Source organism: uncultured Aquimarina sp., from assembly GCF_947492965.1.
GTDB lineage: Bacteria > Bacteroidota > Bacteroidia > Flavobacteriales > Flavobacteriaceae > Aquimarina.
In genome coordinates this window covers 65,499-82,839 of sequence record NZ_CANLOZ010000006.1, presented here as the reverse complement: position 1 = coordinate 82,839, position 17,341 = coordinate 65,499, and the positions used below count along the sequence as shown (strand labels likewise).

General features: G+C 33.5%; 15 protein-coding genes. 8 read left to right on the top strand and 7 right to left on the bottom strand.

What is annotated here, in order from left to right:
- The first annotated feature begins 11 nt into the window (after positions 1–11).
- The gene (locus Q1B37_RS16250) at positions 12–422 is read left to right on the top strand and encodes a response regulator (protein WP_299609858.1); all 411 of its coding nucleotides are present in this window, start codon (positions 12–14) and stop codon (positions 420–422) included.
- Between the two features lie 70 nt (positions 423–492).
- On the opposite strand, the gene pyk is transcribed toward Q1B37_RS16250, so the two are convergent.
- The 5 genes from pyk to Q1B37_RS16225 all read right to left on the bottom strand — a co-directional run bounded on the left by pyk (position 493) and on the right by Q1B37_RS16225 (position 4,858).
- Positions 493–1,920 carry a pyruvate kinase gene (gene pyk, locus Q1B37_RS16245; RefSeq protein WP_299900203.1) on the bottom strand — a complete coding sequence of 476 codons (1,428 nt, stop codon included), beginning with the start codon at positions 1,918–1,920 and terminating at the stop codon, positions 493–495.
- Entirely contained in the window at positions 1,920–2,414 is a 495-nt protein-coding gene (locus Q1B37_RS16240) for an IPExxxVDY family protein (protein ID WP_299609862.1), read from the bottom strand. The genes pyk and Q1B37_RS16240 overlap by 1 nt, the downstream gene beginning before the upstream one ends.
- 198 nt (positions 2,415–2,612) lie before the next feature.
- Positions 2,613–3,350, bottom strand: a complete 738-nt coding sequence (gene rnc / locus Q1B37_RS16235) for a ribonuclease III (protein WP_299609863.1) — start codon at positions 3,348–3,350, stop codon at positions 2,613–2,615.
- 2 nt (positions 3,351–3,352) lie between these two features.
- Positions 3,353–4,606: a beta-ketoacyl-ACP synthase II gene (gene fabF, locus Q1B37_RS16230; RefSeq protein ID WP_299609865.1), complete on the bottom strand. Its 1,254-nt coding sequence runs from the start codon at positions 4,604–4,606 to the stop codon at positions 3,353–3,355.
- An 18-nt stretch (positions 4,607–4,624) separates the two neighbouring features.
- A complete protein-coding gene (locus tag Q1B37_RS16225; protein WP_027394586.1) occupies positions 4,625–4,858 on the bottom strand; it encodes an acyl carrier protein in 234 nt (77 codons plus the stop codon).
- Positions 4,859–5,037: 179 nt separating this feature from the next.
- Here Q1B37_RS16225 and Q1B37_RS16220 point away from each other — a divergent pair, with 179 nt between their 5' ends.
- The 3 genes from Q1B37_RS16220 (at position 5,038) to Q1B37_RS16210 (ending at position 7,006) form a co-directional block, all read left to right on the top strand.
- On the top strand, positions 5,038–5,616 hold the full coding sequence (locus Q1B37_RS16220; RefSeq protein WP_299900200.1) for a phosphoribosylglycinamide formyltransferase: 579 nt from the start codon (positions 5,038–5,040) through the stop codon (positions 5,614–5,616).
- Between the two features lie 43 nt (positions 5,617–5,659).
- Positions 5,660–6,295: a ribonuclease H family protein gene (locus Q1B37_RS16215; RefSeq protein WP_299609868.1), complete on the top strand. Its 636-nt coding sequence runs from the start codon at positions 5,660–5,662 to the stop codon at positions 6,293–6,295.
- A gap of 96 nt (positions 6,296–6,391) precedes the next feature.
- Positions 6,392–7,006 (top strand): START domain-containing protein, encoded by a 615-nt coding sequence (locus Q1B37_RS16210; RefSeq protein ID WP_299900197.1) that lies wholly within the window; start codon positions 6,392–6,394, stop codon positions 7,004–7,006.
- 104 nt (positions 7,007–7,110) lie between these two features.
- On the opposite strand, the gene Q1B37_RS16205 is transcribed toward Q1B37_RS16210, so the two are convergent.
- Complete coding sequence (locus tag Q1B37_RS16205) at positions 7,111–8,169, bottom strand: carbohydrate-binding protein (protein WP_299609871.1); 1,059 nt, start codon at positions 8,167–8,169, stop codon at positions 7,111–7,113.
- A gap of 272 nt (positions 8,170–8,441) precedes the next feature.
- Between Q1B37_RS16205 and Q1B37_RS16200 the strand changes: the two genes are divergently transcribed.
- Positions 8,442–9,371 (top strand): PfkB family carbohydrate kinase, encoded by a 930-nt coding sequence (locus Q1B37_RS16200; RefSeq protein WP_299609874.1) that lies wholly within the window; start codon positions 8,442–8,444, stop codon positions 9,369–9,371.
- A gap of 104 nt (positions 9,372–9,475) precedes the next feature.
- On the top strand, positions 9,476–11,374 hold the full coding sequence (locus Q1B37_RS16195; RefSeq protein ID WP_299609876.1) for an amidophosphoribosyltransferase: 1,899 nt from the start codon (positions 9,476–9,478) through the stop codon (positions 11,372–11,374).
- Positions 11,375–11,643: 269 nt separating this feature from the next.
- Here Q1B37_RS16195 and Q1B37_RS16190 read toward each other — a convergent pair whose 3' ends face one another.
- Positions 11,644–12,252 (bottom strand): superoxide dismutase, encoded by a 609-nt coding sequence (locus Q1B37_RS16190; protein ID WP_299609878.1) that lies wholly within the window; start codon positions 12,250–12,252, stop codon positions 11,644–11,646.
- 198 nt (positions 12,253–12,450) lie between these two features.
- On the opposite strand from Q1B37_RS16190, the gene Q1B37_RS16185 reads away from it, so the two are divergent.
- Together Q1B37_RS16185 and Q1B37_RS16180 are read left to right on the top strand one after the other, a co-directional pair.
- Positions 12,451–15,603 carry an exodeoxyribonuclease V subunit beta gene (locus tag Q1B37_RS16185; RefSeq protein ID WP_299900194.1) on the top strand — a complete coding sequence of 1,051 codons (3,153 nt, stop codon included), beginning with the start codon at positions 12,451–12,453 and terminating at the stop codon, positions 15,601–15,603.
- Positions 15,604–15,887: 284 nt separating this feature from the next.
- Complete coding sequence (locus Q1B37_RS16180; protein WP_299609883.1) at positions 15,888–17,282, top strand: OmpA family protein; 1,395 nt, start codon at positions 15,888–15,890, stop codon at positions 17,280–17,282.
- Positions 17,283–17,341 lie beyond the last annotated feature (59 nt).

Here is a 17,341-nt window from a genome sequence, read left to right as displayed (position 1 = left end):
ATTCTTATAAAATGGGCGATAAAATAGGAATAGCATGTATCATCGATGATGATAGTGTCTATGTAAATTTGGTAAAACGAATAATTGAAGCAAAACACCTTTGCAAAAACTTATTAGTTTTTGAGAATGGCAAAGAAGCATTAAGCTATTTTGAAGCTATCTTAAGTAATATGGATGAGGAAAATCTTCCAGAAATAATTTTTCTTGACCTTAATATGCCAGTAATGGATGGATGGCAGTTTTTAGAACAATTTTGTGGGATAAAGAATAAGTTTGGTAAAGTGATCACCCTGTATATTGTGAGTTCTTCTATCAATCCAGTGGATATTAATAAAGCAAAAGAAATCAAAGGCGTAAAAGATTACTTAATTAAACCCATAACTATAGAAGATCTGGAAGGTATTTTTAATGCTTCAGCCTAAAATAAAACGACTTCTGAATTATAATCATCAGAAGTCGTTTTTTGTTTCTTTCTATAGCAAAGAGGTTCTTTTACATAAGTGATACTCTTAAGGTATTTACCATTCCTTTTTCTATTACTGGCATGGCTGCTAGATTGATAAGCATATCACCTTTTTCTACAAAACCTCGTTCTAATGCTAAATTATTAACGTCATGAACTGTTTCGTCAGTACTTACATATTTATCGTAATAAAATGCTTTAACGCCCCAAAGAAGACTTAGTTGTGATAATATTCTTCTATTACTGGTAAATACTAAAATGTGAGCTCCTGGTCTCCAGGCAGAAATCTGAAAAGCGGTATAACCACTATTAGTTAATGTACAGATAGCTTTGGCGTTAATATCGTTGGCCATATGTGCTGCATGGTAACAAATAGATTTAGTAATGAATCGATTAGTTCTTATATGAGGAGGGTCCTGAGGAACCTGAATAAGCTCAGAGTTTTCTACACTATTAATTATTTTAGTCATAGTAGCGATAACTTGTACAGGATATTTACCTACCGAAGTCTCTCCGGATAACATAACTGCATCAGCGCCATCCATTACCGAGTTGGCAACATCATTTACTTCTGCACGTGTTGGGGTTAAACTATCGATCATGGTCTCCATCATCTGCGTTGCTATAATAACAGGTATCCTAGCCGTCTTAGCCCTAAGCACTAACTTTTTCTGAATTAAAGGAACTTCTTGAGCAGGAATTTCTACACCTAGATCTCCTCTGGCAACCATAAGACCATCGCAATAAGCAACAATCTTATCTATATTTTCTACACCTTCAGGTTTTTCGATTTTTGCAACGATAGGAATCTTATGTTCGCTGTGTTCCTTAATAAGATCTTGTAATTCTATAAGATCCTGAGCATGTCTAACAAATGATAATGCAATCCAATCTACTTCTAGACTACAGGCAAAAATTGCATCTTTTACGTCCTTTTCTGTAAGCGCAGGTAAAGAAATATTCGTATTAGGTAAGTTAACTCCTTTTTTAGACTTTAAAGGACCTCCCTGAATTACTTTTGCCTTTACTGTATCCTTATTATTAGAAGAAACAACTTCAAAAATTAATTTCCCGTCATCTAATAAAATTCTTTCTCCGGATTTTACATCTTTTGGAAAGTTTGCGTAGTTCATATAAACACTGTCGGAAGTTCCTTCGAAAGGTTCTCCAGTAACAAAATTTATATGATCTCCATCGTTAACAATAATATCACCTTTCATGACACCAACTCGTAATTTTGGACCTTGTAGATCTGCTAAAATAGCAGCATTAAACCCATGTTTGGCATTTAAGTCACGAATCATTTTTACTCGCTCTTTTACATCTTCATAATCAGCATGCGAAAAGTTGATTCTAAAAACGTTTACACCAGCTTCTAGCATTTTTTTTAGTACATCTTTCGTGCTTGTAGCGGGTCCAAGCGTTGCCACTATCTTAGTTTTTTTGGAGTTTGGCATTATTCAAATATTAAGTTGTTCTTTGATTTTAGTTGAGTATAATCCACAGCGTAAGCAGTTACAATTTGTGGAATAGTAAGTAGATTTTCTATGAGAGCTTTACTTGAAAATTGGGAAGTTTCAGCTTCTACCTTTAAAAAGTAATCTACATTTTTTAGTTCAGGAATTAGATATTCTGTAATAGCTCTTTCTGAAGCAGTTGATGCAAATAAGCCTTCAGCTGCTATCGTATCGGATTTAATTTTTGTTTTAAATTTATTTCCCAACAGACTATACATATTATATCTAAATTGATCATGATACTGAAACATCGGAAAACTTGCCGTATGTGTCTCATGTTCAAAATTTATATCTTCTTTTTTTCTGAAAAGTCGTAAGTCTAGATGCTTATTTAAAATAAAAGCTAATCTGTAGGTAGCTATCGAACTATGAACGGCAATAAGCTCATAATCATCATCAATAACATCGTCTAAAACCAGCCTTTGGATTGCCATTAGAATTTACATTTTTCCAAAATTATCGAGAAATATACAAATAAAATCTCCTTAGAAGTTTAATAAAAGATAAAGATATTATACGAAAACGATTGAGTTAGTATCTTTTAGGACTCTACACCTCAAACTTGCTATAAAATGAGAATTTAATAGTCTATTAACAGCTTAATAAAACAGAAATTAAAGAAAAGTTAGATTTTATGGGAAATTGATTTTTGACTGAAATGCGAAATAAGCTCTCTTGGATGCTTTTTCTTCAGCTTTTTTCTTTGAGGTTGCTCTAGCTTTTGCTACTACTTTATCGTCTATCCAGAGTTTTACCGCAAAATGTTTCATTTCGTCTTTTCCAGTATCTTCATAGATTTCATAGTTAAAATTCTTTTTAACTTTTTGACACCATTCTATAAGTAAACTTTTGTAACTAATTATTTGTCCTTCTAAACTTTCTATGTCAACATAAGGATTAATAACTGATTCATGTATAAAACGTTCACAATAAACAAATCCTCGATCGAGATAAATGGCGCCAATTAAAGCTTCGAAGAGATTACCGTGGATATTAATACCAAATTGAGATTTTGGAATATTAGTACGAACAAGATCTATTAACTTAAGATCTTTGCCTAGTTCATTCAGGTGTTTCCGACTTACTACTTTAGCGCGCATTTTGGTAAGATATCCTTCGTTTCCTTCTGGAACTTCCTTAAATAAATGGGCAGCAATAACACTACTTAGCATAGCGTCACCAAGGAATTCTAAACGCTCATAGTTTATTGCATTTCCCTTTTTGTCTTTAAGATTTAAAGACCTGTGAGTAAAAGCCTTTTCATAAGGCCCAATGCTTTTTGGCTTAAAACCCAATATGTTTTGGATTTTAGAAAAAAAATTCCCGTTCTTGTCAGAGCGGGAATTTAGTATGTTGCGAATAACACTCATTATTATTCGTCTAATTTTTTAAATAACACACATGCGTTATGACCTCCGAAACCAAAAGTATTACTCATAGCGTATGTAATGTCACGCTTTTGAGCTTTGTTTAAGGTCAAATTCAACGTAGGATCTATGTTTTCATCCACAGTAGTGTGATTGATTGTTGGAGGCACCAAACTATTTTGCATAGCAAGTATAGAAGCAATGGCTTCGATAGCACCTGCAGCACCTAGTAGATGTCCAGTCATAGATTTTGTTGAATTTATGTTAATGTTCTGTGCGTGATCACCAAATACTTTAGTAATTGCTTTTAATTCTGCAACATCACCTAATGGTGTGGATGTTCCATGAGTGTTTATAGCATCTACTTGTTCTGGTTGAACACCTGCATCTCTCAAACAATTGAGCATTACACGCTCTACTCCTATTCCATCAGGATGAGGAGCTGTCATATGATATGCATCACTAGACATGCCACCACCTACAACTTCTGCATAGATTTTAGCACCTCTTGCTTTTGCATGTTCATATTCTTCAAGAATTAGAGCACCACCACCTTCTCCTAATACAAAACCATCTCTGGTTGCATCAAAAGGTCTGGAAGCAGACTCTGGACTTTCGTTTCTTGTAGAAAGTGCGTGCATCGCATTAAATCCTCCCATACCAGCAATTGTTACAGCTGCTTCACTTCCTCCTGTAACAATGATATCACAATGCCCCAAACGAATATAGTTTAAAGCATCTATCATTGAATTTGCAGATGAAGCGCAGGCTGAAACCGTAGTATAGTTTGGTCCCATAAAACCATTTCGTATAGAAATATGTCCTGGAGCTATATCGGCGATCATTTTTGGAATAAAGAAAGGATTGAAACGAGGAGTTCCATTTCCATTAGCATATCCAATAACTTCTTCTTGAAAAGTTTCTAATCCACCTATACCAGCACCCCAGATAACACCCACTCTAAATTTATCAACCTTCTCAAGGTCGATAGCAGCATCTTTTATAGCTTCTTCAGAAGCGACAATAGCATACTGCGCAAATTTATCTAATTTGCGTGCGTCTTTTCTATCAAAATAGTCTGTGGGATTGTAATTTTTGACTTCGCAAGCAAATTTAGTCTTGAAATTTTCAGTATCAAAATAAGTAATAGGAGCGCATCCGCTTTTACCGTTTGCTAAACCATCCCAATACTCCGAAATATTGTTACCGATGGGCGTTAATGCCCCTAGTCCTGTGACTACAACTCGCTTAAGATTCATATAATGTTGTGAAGTTATTTACTTTGCGTCTTCAATATAAGATATTGCTTGACCAACTGTTGCAATGTTTTCAGCTTGATCATCTGGAATTTGAATATCGAATTCTTTTTCGAATTCCATAATCAACTCTACAGTGTCTAACGAATCAGCGCCTAGGTCATTTGTGAAGCTAGCCTCAGTTACAACCTCATTTTCGTCTACTCCTAATTTGTCAACGATTATCGCTTTTACTCTTGATGCAATGTCTGACATAATGTTTAATTTTAATTTTTTAATTAGGTCGCAAAAATAAAAAACTTTATTTTAAAACCCCATAATCCTCTAAAAATGTATTTGTAATTTATCAAATATATGGAAGTATTGGCTTTTTGCTGCCTAAAAATGGATAATAATTATTTTTTTTGTGCTCTCTAAACTAACACTCTATTGCTATGAAGCGTATCATAATTTTTGCTTCCGGTTCCGGTACCAATGCCGAAAATATTATTAAGTACTTTCAAGAACGCAAGAATGCAGAGGTAACACATGTGTTCTCTAACAACCTGCGTGCCAAAGTTTTAAAACGAGCTCATGACCTTAAAGTAAAGGCGTTACACTTTGACAAAGAGTCATTTTATGGTTCTAATGATGTATTAAATGTGCTAAAAGATGCCGAACCAGATATCATTGTCTTGGCAGGTTTTTTATGGATATTTCCTAAAAAGATCATTGATGTTTTCCCAGATAAAGTGATTAATATCCATCCCGCATTACTTCCAAAATATGGAGGAAAAGGGATGTATGGAAGCCATGTACATGAAGCGGTTATTAGAAACAGGGAAAAAGAGAGTGGTATTACCATTCATTTTGTAAATGAACACTACGATGAGGGTGGAATTATCTTTCAGGCAGAAACTGCTATAAGCGAAAAAGATACTGCTGAGGATTTGGCAAAGGCTATCCATACTTTAGAATATAAATACTTTCCTGTCGTTATAGAAAAGGTTTTAGGTTTAAGAGATGAAATCTGATAATCAGTTTTAATTTAAAAGTATATTTATAGTTATTAGAAACATGGCCAAAAAGGAAAAGTTTTATGTCGTTTGGGAAGGACACAAGCCTGGAATTTATAACAAATGGGATGATTGTAAAGCTGCCGTAAAAGGATATGCAAATGCGAAATATAAATCTTTTGAATCTTTTGACCTGGCCAAAAAAGCGTACAATGGAAATTATGAGGATTATAGAGGAAAGAGCAAACCAAAATCTTCTTTAACTCCAGAACAATTATCAAAAATTGGAGAGCCTAATTTATATTCTATTGCGGTTGATGCGGCTTCAAGCGGGAATCCTGGTAAAATGGAATACAGAGGTGTAGATACTCAGACAGAAAAACAGCTTTTTCATCAAGGCCCTTTTCCTCAGGGAACAAACAATATAGGTGAGTTTTTGGCGTTAGTGCACGGTCTTGCATACCTTAAAAAGAAAGGGAGTGATCGGATTTTATATACGGATTCTAAAATAGCGATGGGTTGGGTAAAACAAAAAACCTGCAAGACCAAACTAAAGAGAAGTTCTAAAAATAAGCAAATGTTTGATTTAGTTGATCGGGCGATCATATGGCTTAAAGAAAACACGTATACAACCAAAATTGTTAAATGGGAAACAAAAGCTTGGGGTGAGATTCCAGCAGATTTTGGAAGGAAATAAATTCCTATTTAACGTACTTTAACAAGGCCCTTTTGTAATTCAATTTATTCTTTTTCTACTAAATCATTATCAAGTAGTGAACCTAATGACTTAGAAATGAAAAAAATAAATATCAAAAATATATCTTTCTTTTTACTCATTTTGATTCCACTAACAATATGGAGCCAGGATGATTGGAGTCTTTCTAAGGATAGTGAAGGAATAAAAATATGGGTTAGAAATTATGAAGATACCCGATATAAAGAATATAAAGCGGTAACATCTATTAAAACTTCCTTGGATAAGGTAATACAAGAGTTGTTAACAGCTCCACGGTATAATCACAACTGCGAAAATGGAGTTAGCCATTTGGTTAAGGTATCTGACAATAAAGACTATATTTTTTATGTGAAGAATGATTTTCCTTGGCCTATAACTGATAGGGATGTGGTTTCTAAATTAAAATTGAATAAGATTTCTAATAATAAAGCAGAATTAATCATTAGTTCTGCATCAACAGAGGTTCCAGAAGTAAAAAATATACTTAGAGTTCAGGAATTGGTTGGACATTGGCTATTAGAAGAGAAAAATGGTTATGTTCAAGTCACTCAGCAACTTTATGTAAATCCTGAAGGTACTTTACCTTCGTTTATTACGAATTCATTATTAGTACTTGGACCTTTTAGAACTTTTAAAAACCTTAGAAGTACCTTAGAAAATCTAAACTCTTGAAGAATCAACGTTTAAATTAGAATTACATTTCGAACGTAAACTTGATATAAAAAAAAGCTCTAGATCTGTATCTCTAGAGCTTTTGTATCAATTATTCTTTATTTTTATGCACCACAAGGTCCTAGATTACTCCATCCAGTGCTAGTTCTTTGATAAAGAGTTCCGTTATAAGTTACTTGGTCACCAACAGAATACGATGTGTTTCCGTTATAAGGAGCTACACCGTCACAAGGATCCGAGCTACCACATTCACCAAGATTACTCCACCCAGTACTAGTTCTTTGGTAAAGTGTACCGTTATAAGTTACTTTATCTCCTGTAGCATATGAAGTGTTTCCGTTATAAGGAGCTACACCTGCGCAGATATCTCCAGAATCTGGAAATGGATAAATTGTTCCAATAAATGCCTTATCAGTTGCAGATAACTGTGTGTTAGATCCAACTGCAACTCTATCTAGAGTATGTTCTGCAGGAATTGGATAATGCATAATTGATAATGGATCATATTCGCTATAATTACTGATACTAGCATCATAACGTCTAAAAAGATTGTTGTCTACTTGTGCTTGCGACCAATAATTAGGAGCACCAGCATAATATGCATATACAGCATCTTTATCCCAGTTAATTCCAGCAACTGGGTTTTGGTGTTCATGGATTAAACCTAAAGCATGACCAAACTCATGAATAGTTGTTCTTCTAAATTCGGTATCAGTAGTATTGTCGTTAAACCATCCAAAGTGCATACTATGTGCATAACTGTTAGAATCTGTTCCTAGGTATGACCAAGAACCAGCTTCATCGGCATATTGCCCTTCTCTAAAAGCAATTTTTATATTGGCACTTCCAGAGGTAACCCATTGGAATTTTAAATTAGCGTACTTTTCCCATTCAACCGCATACTGTCTTACTTTGGATTGTACAAAACTATTTCCATTTAAGAATTTTACACGGATAGTTTGTCCAGGTTCCCATTGCTTAGCCTTTACACTAGTAGCTTTAGCACCATTAGGAGCATCCCATTTAGCAATACATACGTGTGCAGATTTTGAAAAGTCGATTTCGTTCGTCTCTAATACATCTTCTGTGTCCTTGTCACAATTGGTTAGAGAAAAGGAGATTAGGGCAGCTAGCGCAAGTCTAGCTATCTTACTTTTTTTCATAATTATGTTGAGTTTATGTTAAAGTTATGACAAATTTAACATTATTTTAGTAGGAATCCAAGTTTTTTTGAAAGAAAAGAAGTTTTTAACATAAAATCATTATGGCATATCCACAAAAACAACTCAAAATAAATATGAGCCGCAATGTAACATAAAAAAGGTTTATACAAAGCTTTTAGTTGGATAAAAAAGGACATAATATCTAAGTAATCGTTTTAAAGTTTTTAGTAAAAAGTAAAGCGTATATTTGCAAAAAATTATTAAGCTATTTTATGAGTAAATTACTTATTGTAGGTTCCGTTGCTTTTGATGCTATTGAGACACCTTTTGGCAAAACAGATAAGATATTAGGCGGAGCTGCTCCGTACATTGCACTTTCTGCTTCCAACTTTAACATTCCATCTGCAATAGTTTCTGTGGTTGGAGAAGACTTTCCTAAGGATTATTTTAAAACATTAGAAGCAAAAAATATTGATACATCTGCAATAGAAATCGTAGAAGGAGGTAAAACTTTTTTCTGGAGTGGTAAATATCATAATGATTTGAATTCGAGAGATACATTAGAGACTCAGCTAAATGTATTAGCCGATTTTCAACCAGTGGTTCCTGAAAATTATAAGGATGCGGAGATTGTAGTATTAGGAAATTTAAATCCGTTGGTACAGCTTAGTGTTTTAGAACAGTTTAAGGAGAAGCCTAAGTTGGCTATTTTAGATACTATGAATTTTTGGATGGAGGATGCTTTTATAAATGACTTGCATAAAGTTATTTCTAAAGTAGATGTTATTACCATAAATGATGAGGAAGCAAGGCAATTAAGTGGAGAGTACTCTTTGGTGAAAGCTGCAAGAGCAATAGAAAAAATGGGTCCTAAATATGTGGTGATTAAAAAAGGAGAACATGGGGCTTTATTATTTCATAAAGACCAAATTTTCTTTGCACCAGCATTGCCATTAGAAGAGGTTTTTGATCCTACAGGAGCAGGTGATACTTTTGCAGGAGGTTTTGCGGGGTATTTAACCAAAACAGGAAACCTTTCTTTCGAGAATATGAAAAATGCGATTATTCACGCATCCAATTTAGCATCGTTCTGTGTAGAGAAATTTGGAACAGAAAGAATGGAAAATTTGGAAAGGGACGAAGTTCAAAAGCGACTTAAACAATTTAAAGAGCTAACACAATTCGAAATAGAATTATCATAGTTTACAATAAATAGCCCTTTTCGATTTTAGTGAGGGCTTTTTTTAATTAATGATTTATTTAGAGCAAACCTACTACAACACAACAATAGAATTTTTGGAATACAATGAGTGATGCCTTAAAACATGAATGCGGAATAGCATTTATAAGATTACTGAAACCATTAGAGTATTATAAGGAGAAATATGGTAGTGCATTTTACGGAGTTAATAAAATGTACCTCATGATGGAAAAACAGCATAATCGCGGACAAGATGGTGCTGGTTTTGCAAGTATTAAATTAGATAGACCTCCTGGAGAAAGATATATAAGTAGAGTTCGATCAAGTGCTTCTCAGCCTATTCAGGATATTTTTTCACAGATTAATGATCGAATTAACAAAGAGCTTGTAGAGCATCCAGAGTATACGGATAATGTTGATTTACAAAAAAAGAACATACCATATATAGGAGAAGTTCTTTTAGGGCATGTGCGTTATGGGACTTTTGGGAAAAATAGTGTAGAAAGTGTGCACCCTTTTTTAAGACAAAATAACTGGATGCATCGTAATCTTATCGTCGCAGGTAATTTTAATATGACAAATAATAATGTCTTATTTGAAAATCTGGTGAGATTAGGGCAGCATCCTAAGGATCATGTGGATACCGTAACAGTAATGGAAAAAATTGGTCACTTTTTGGATTCTGAAGTTGCCAAGTTATATAAAAAGCTTAAGAAAGAAGGATACAGTAAAGTAGATGCTTCTCCACAAATCGTAGAGCGATTAAACGTTGCTAAAATTTTAAAGAAATCTTCTAAAGATTGGGATGGAGGGTATGCTATGGCAGGAATGTTAGGTCATGGAGATGCATTTGTTCTTAGGGACCCAGCAGGAATTAGACCCGCTTATTATTATCAAGATGATGAAGTAGTCGTGGTAGCTTCCGAGCGACCTGTTATTCAAACAGTATTTAATGTTCCTTTTGATCAGGTAATCGAATTAGACCCTGGTAAGGCAATTATAGTTAAGAAAAATGGAAAAACATCCATAAGTAAAATTATGGATCCGTTAGAAAGAAAAGCTTGTTCTTTCGAACGTATTTATTTTTCTAGAGGTAGTGACGCAGAAATATATAAAGAACGAAAGAATCTGGGTAAGCTTATTATGCCACAGGTATTAAAAGAAATAGATCATGATACCGTAAATACTGTATTTTCTTTTATTCCAAATACTGCAGAAACTTCATTCTACGGAATGGTGGAAGCCGCCCAAGATGAACTTAATAAACAAAAGAACGAGACGATTCTTGCAGAAAAAGATTCGCTCACTGATGAACGTTTATCCGAAATATTATCCGCAAGATTAAGAACCGAGAAATTGGCAATAAAAGATGCTAAGCTCAGAACCTTTATAACTGAGGATAGTAGTAGAGACGATTTAGTTGCACACGTATATGATGTTACATATGGGGTGGTAAAGTCGGAAGATAATTTGGTAATTATTGATGACAGTATAGTTAGAGGAACGACGCTTAAAAAGAGTATTATTAAAATGCTTGATAGGTTAAATCCGAAAAAGATTATAGTAGTATCCTCGGCTCCACAAATACGCTATCCAGACTGTTATGGAATAGATATGGCCAGACTAGAAGGTTTAATTGCTTTTAAGGCTTCTTTAGAGTTATTAAAAGAAAATGGCAATTATAGCTTAGTTGAAGAAGTTTATAAAAAGTGTAAAGCACAAGAAAACTTAGCAGATGAAAAAGTTCATAATTTTGTAAAAGAAATATATGAAGGGTTCACAGATCAGGAAATAAGTGATAAAATTGCAGAACTTTTAAGTGATGAGACTGTTGGCGCAGAAATAAAAATTATCTATCAAACCGTGGACAACCTTCATAAGGCATGTCCTAAAAACCTTGGCGATTGGTACTTTACTGGAGATTATCCTACTGCAGGAGGGAATCGAGTTGTAAATAAGGCATTTATAAACTTTTTCGAAGGAAAAGATGAAAGAGCCTATTAAAAAATAAAATATCTTGTTGTTAAAATCAGTTAATTTGTGTATTTCAACAAGTATTTTGGCTTTTCATCTAAAACATTTTTCCACATTGAAATAACGCTTTATATTAGCAGAGCCATAGCATAAGTAGGTTAAGTTCATGGTAGATTTGGGGCAAAAAAAGGTGGACTTTCCACCTTTTTTTATTTTAGAACATTTTGTAAAAATTGATATATAAAAAAAGAGTCATAACATTATTATGACTCTTTTTGTTTTGTAGTATATATTAGATATTACTTCCCTTGAGCATATCTAGTTGAAACTTCATCCCAGTTGATTACATTAAAGAATGCACTAATATAATCTGGTCTGCGATTTTGATAATTTAAGTAATATGCATGCTCCCATACATCTAGACCAAGAATTGGAGTTCCACCACAACCTACATTAGGCATTAATGGATTATCCTGATTAGGAGTTCCACATACTTCTACTTTACCTCCTTCGTGAACACATAACCATGCCCATCCAGAACCGAATTGTGTTGCTGCTGCTTTAGAAAAAGCATCCTTAAATGCATCAAATGAACCAAAAGCGCTATTGATAGCTTCTGCAAGTTCTCCAGATGGAGCTCCTCCTCCGTTCGGAGACATTACTTCCCAGAATAAGCAGTGATTATAATATCCTCCACCATTATTTCTAACAGCACCGTTAGACATATCAAGGTTGATAAGGATATTTTCTATAGTCTTGCCTTCTAAATCTGTACCAGCAATAGCAGCATTTAATTTACTTGTATATCCAGCATGATGCTTATCATGATGAATTTCCATTGTTCGTGCGTCTATATTAGGTTCTAATGCATCAAAGGCATAGTTTAATTTTGGTAATTCAAATGACATAATCTATTTTTTAGTTAATAAGAAAAATGAAACCAAAGTTAGGAATAAGAGTTATGAATAAAAATTAATATTTGTTATAAATTAATTAAATCAAAATTTTTCCATTTCATTAATTAATATCGTAGTCTAATTCATTTTTACGAGTGATTCATGTTTGAAAAATAGTCTTTTTTGATACTTTAGTAAAAAAACAAACTATTGAATTCTAAGTACCCTTTTACAATTTATAATGCTGCTGCTGGAGCTGGAAAAACCTATACCTTGGTTAAAGCTTACTTAATAGCTCTTTTAACAGGAGAATTTAAGGATACTTACAAGAATATTTTAGCAATTACTTTTACGAATAAGGCAGTTGCAGAAATGAAAACAAGAGTTTTAGAAAATCTTGTTGGAATAAGTCAGGAAAATCCAGTAGCTAAATATGAATACTTATTAAATGATATTGTTCAGGAAACAAAAATTGAAGAGCATATAATAAAACAAAAATCAGATAGAATTCTAAAAAGTATTTTACACAATTATGCTGCTTTTGATATTGTCACTATAGACACCTTTACTCATAGAGTTATCCGCACTTTTGCTCGAGATTTAGGGATTCCTATGAATTTTGAAATTGAAATGGATACTGAATCCTTGATTGAAGAATCCGTGGATGCTGTTATTGCTAAGGTTGGTGACGATAAAATGTTAACAGATATTATTATCGATTTTGCGCTTAGCAAATTGGAAGACGATAAAAATTGGGATATTACTGTAGAATTAAACAAAGTAGCGCGCCTATTGTTTAGTGAGAATGATAGAATGCATCTGGATAAACTTGCTCAAAAAACCTCTGAGGATTTCGAAAGTTTTAAGAAAAGTCTGGGACAAAAAATTTCAGAATTAAAAACGGGTATTATTTCGAGTTCTGAAGATATTTTGAAAAAAATAGAAGAGCAAGGTCTAGAACATAAAGATTTTACTAGAGGATCAGTTCCAGGGCATTTTAAAAAATTAGCAGAAGGAGACTTAAAAGTTGATTTTAAAGCCGCTTGGAAACAAAATATTCAGTCTGCATCATTCTACAATGCTAAGTTAGAGGATTACAAAAAGAAAAGCATAGACGGTCTTCGGGATGATATCGAACGTGCTTTTTTAGACACAAAAGAGCAAATAGTACATATAAAGTTGTATGATAATATTATCAGAAATTTAATTCCCCTTTCTGTACTAAATCTCATTAATAAAGAACTTCAGGAAATAAAAAAAGAAAGAAGTATTTTATTAATTTCTGAATTTAATAAAATTATTAGTGAGGCCATTCAAGATCAACCTGCACCTTTTATTTACGAACGTCTAGGAGAACGATATAGAGATTATTTTATAGATGAATTCCAAGACACTTCCGAATTGCAATGGAATAATATAATACCATTAATTGATAATGCAATTTCTTCAGAAACGTTAAGTGGTAAAAGAGGTCAGGTAACAATTGTTGGCGATGCTAAACAAGCAATTTACAGGTGGCGAGGAGGAAAAGCAGAACAGTTTATTGACTTGTCATTAGATCATAATCCGTTTTCGGTACAAGAAAAACAGGTTCTAAATTTACCAAGAAACTATCGTAGCCATCAAGAAATCATAAAATTCAATAATGACTTCTTTACCTTTTTATCTAATGACTTTAGTAACGATCTTCACAAAAAATTATACCTATTAGGAAATAATCAAGAGTATAATACTAAGAAAAAAGGTTTTGTACATCTTTCTTTTATTTCGGCTAATAATATTGCAGAGGAAAATGAGGTTTATCCAGAAAAAGTATATGAATATGTTTTAGAGCTGCAAGAAAAAGGATATCTGTTAAATGAAATTTGTATTTTAACAAGAAAACAAAAAGAAGGAACGTTAATAGCAGATTTTCTAACTGAAAAAGGCGTTCCTATTGTTTCTTCCGAAACCTTGTTGCTTAAAAATGATCCAAGAGTTGGTTTTATTGTGAATATGCTTACCTGGTTCATATACCCTCATGAGCTTTCTGCTAAAACTAATGTCTTATATTTTATTGCAGAGCAATTCTCTATTACACAAAAACATAGTTTTTTTGATAAATTGATTTTTAATAGTCGGCAAGAATTCTGTGATGAATTGAAGATTTTAGGAATTGATTTTAGCTTTTATCAATTAGAAATCAAACCTTTTTATGAAGCGGTAGAATATATCATTAACTCTTTTGAGTTATCTAAGGTGTCGCCTGCTTATGTTCAGTTTTTTTTAGACACGGTTTTTGGATACACTCAAAAACAAGCTGAAGGTATCATTGGGTTTTTGTCATATTGGGAACAGAAAAAGGAAAAGTTAAGTATCATAGCTCCCGAAGGAGAAGAGGCGATTCGAATTATGACCATACATAAATCCAAAGGATTAGAATTTCCTTGTGTGATTTATCCATATGCGAATATCGACATATATAGAGAAATTGAGCCCAAATCTTGGTTGCCAGTATCAAAAAAAGACTTCAATGCTTTCGAGGAGGTATTTATAAGTTACAATAAGGAATTATCCGAGCTGGGAACAAAAGGAGCAAAAATAGTTCAGGAACGTGAATCCCAATTAGAATTAGATGCATTTAATCTTTTATATGTTGCATTAACAAGAGCAGAAGAGCAATTGTATGTTATTTCCAAAACTGAAATAAATTCTAAAGGAGAAACCAATCCGAATAAGTTTTCTGGTAAGCTTATCAATTATCTAAAACATATTGGCAAATGGAATGACGAAGAATCTATTTATACTTTTGGAATAGATGAAAAACCGTTTCAAGAAGAACAATTAGATAGCACTAAAACAAAAAACTTTACACTTAGTAATTTACAAAGTTCTAAAAAGAAATATAAAGTAAATATTGTAACTAATGCTGGCAAACTTTGGGAAACAGATCAAGAAACAGCTATAGAAAAAGGTAACATTATTCATGAAATGATGGCTTCTATTGTTATTCACGGGGATATTGATGAAGCGGTAGAAAAGGCTTTCGAAACAGGGTTAATTAACCATCTAGAGAAGAATTCAATATATAATGATATTAAAAAGGTTATTGAACATCCTGAGTTGAGTACATATTTTTCTGAAGAGTATACCATATTAAATGAAAGAGATATTATTTCAGGCGGTAATATATATAGACCAGATAGAGTGCAAATAAATTCCGAGAATAAAGCAACAATACTGGATTACAAAACTGGAGAATATAATTCGGCACATTCAAAGCAAATAGAAACTTACGGTTTTCTGCTTCAACAAATGGGATATGAAGTGGAAAATAAGATTTTAGTGTATTTCAACGATAAAATCATTCTAAAATATGTTTAATTAACAATTATTTTCGCAATTACTAGTAGAATTTTACGGATAAAAAATATTTTTATCTTATAATTGTAGCGTAATTAAGAAAATTATAGCATTAAATTTTACTTAGTTAGGTGGTTTTTTTCACATTTGAGGGGTTCTTGATAAGGTAAAATTAAACCTTAAAAACTTCGCAAAGGTCGATAGACACTGGCCTATTAAGAAAAATTTATTAGTTTTGTCTTTGACAGTAATTTTTAACATATTACATTTGCTCTAATTAACACTTAAAAATTAAATTATTGAATATGAAACATCTTAGCAGATTTTTAGTGGCTTCGTTATTAGTACTTGGGTTTAGTACTGCGAATGCACAGGATGAAAACAACCCTTGGGCTGTATCGATTGGCGTTAATGCTGTTGATATATTTCCTACCGGAGGAGATTTACCTGTACAAGGGGAGATCTTTGACGAGTTTTTTAACGCTAGTGACCACTGGAATATTCTTCCATCTGTTTCTAAATTATCTGTTGGTAGATATATAGGAGATGGATTTACATTTACCGTTGCAGGTACAGTTAACAGAATTGACAAATTTGGAGAAACAGCTGACGGAACTGATGTAACCGTTGATGATTTATCATACTACGCTGCTGACGGTAGAATTAGCTATAGCTTCAAAAACGCTTTAAAATCTAAATGGTTTGATCCTTACTTAGGTGTAGGTGGAGGTTACACTTGGGTTGATGAGATTGGTGCTGGAACTTTAAATGGTTCTTTAGGTGTTAATGTTTGGTTAACTGAAAACTTAGCTTTCAATTTACAAACTACTTATAAGCATGTATTCGAAGATTACGAGACTGGAGCTTATCCTCCAACTCACTTCCAACACTCTGCTGGTCTTACTTTCGCTTTCGGAGGTAAAGATACCGATGGAGACGGTGTATTCGACAAAGATGATGAGTGTATCGACGTTCCTGGTTTAGCAGAATTTAACGGATGTCCTGATACTGACGGTGATGGAATCACTGACGCTAAAGATGACTGTCCAGATGTTGCTGGTACTGCAGAATTTAATGGATGTGCTGATACTGACGGTGACGGAATCCCTGATCCTAAAGATGAGTGTCCTACAGTTGCTGGTTTAGCTAACTTAAACGGATGTCCTGATGCAGACGGTGATGGAATCACTGATTCTAAAGATGGTTGTCCAAATGAAGCAGGTCCTGCAGCAAACAACGGATGTCCTTACCAAGATAAAGATGGTGACGGAGTATTAGATAAAGATGATAACTGTCCAGATGTTGCTGGTACTGTAGCTAACAACGGATGTCCTGAGGTAACTGAAGAGATCCAAAAGACATTAAATGAGTACGCTGCTCAAGTATTATTTGATTCTGGTAAATCTACTATCAAAGATCAGTCTACTAAAGTATTAAATGATATCATTGGTATCTTAAAAGAGTATCCAACTGCTAAGTTTACAGTAGAAGGACATACTGATAGCCAAGGTGCTGCTAAAGCTAACCAAAGATTATCTGATGCTAGAGCTAACGCTGTTAAGAACTTCTTAACTAGTAACGGTATCGATCAGTTTAGATTATCTGCTGTTGGTTACGGAGAAGACAGACCAATCGCTTCTAACAAAACAAGAAAAGGTAGAGCTCAAAACAGACGTGTAGAGATCAACTTAGTAAAGTAATTATTCTTTAGTAAGTATTAATAAATACATATACAAAACGTCCCGATTATTCGGGACGT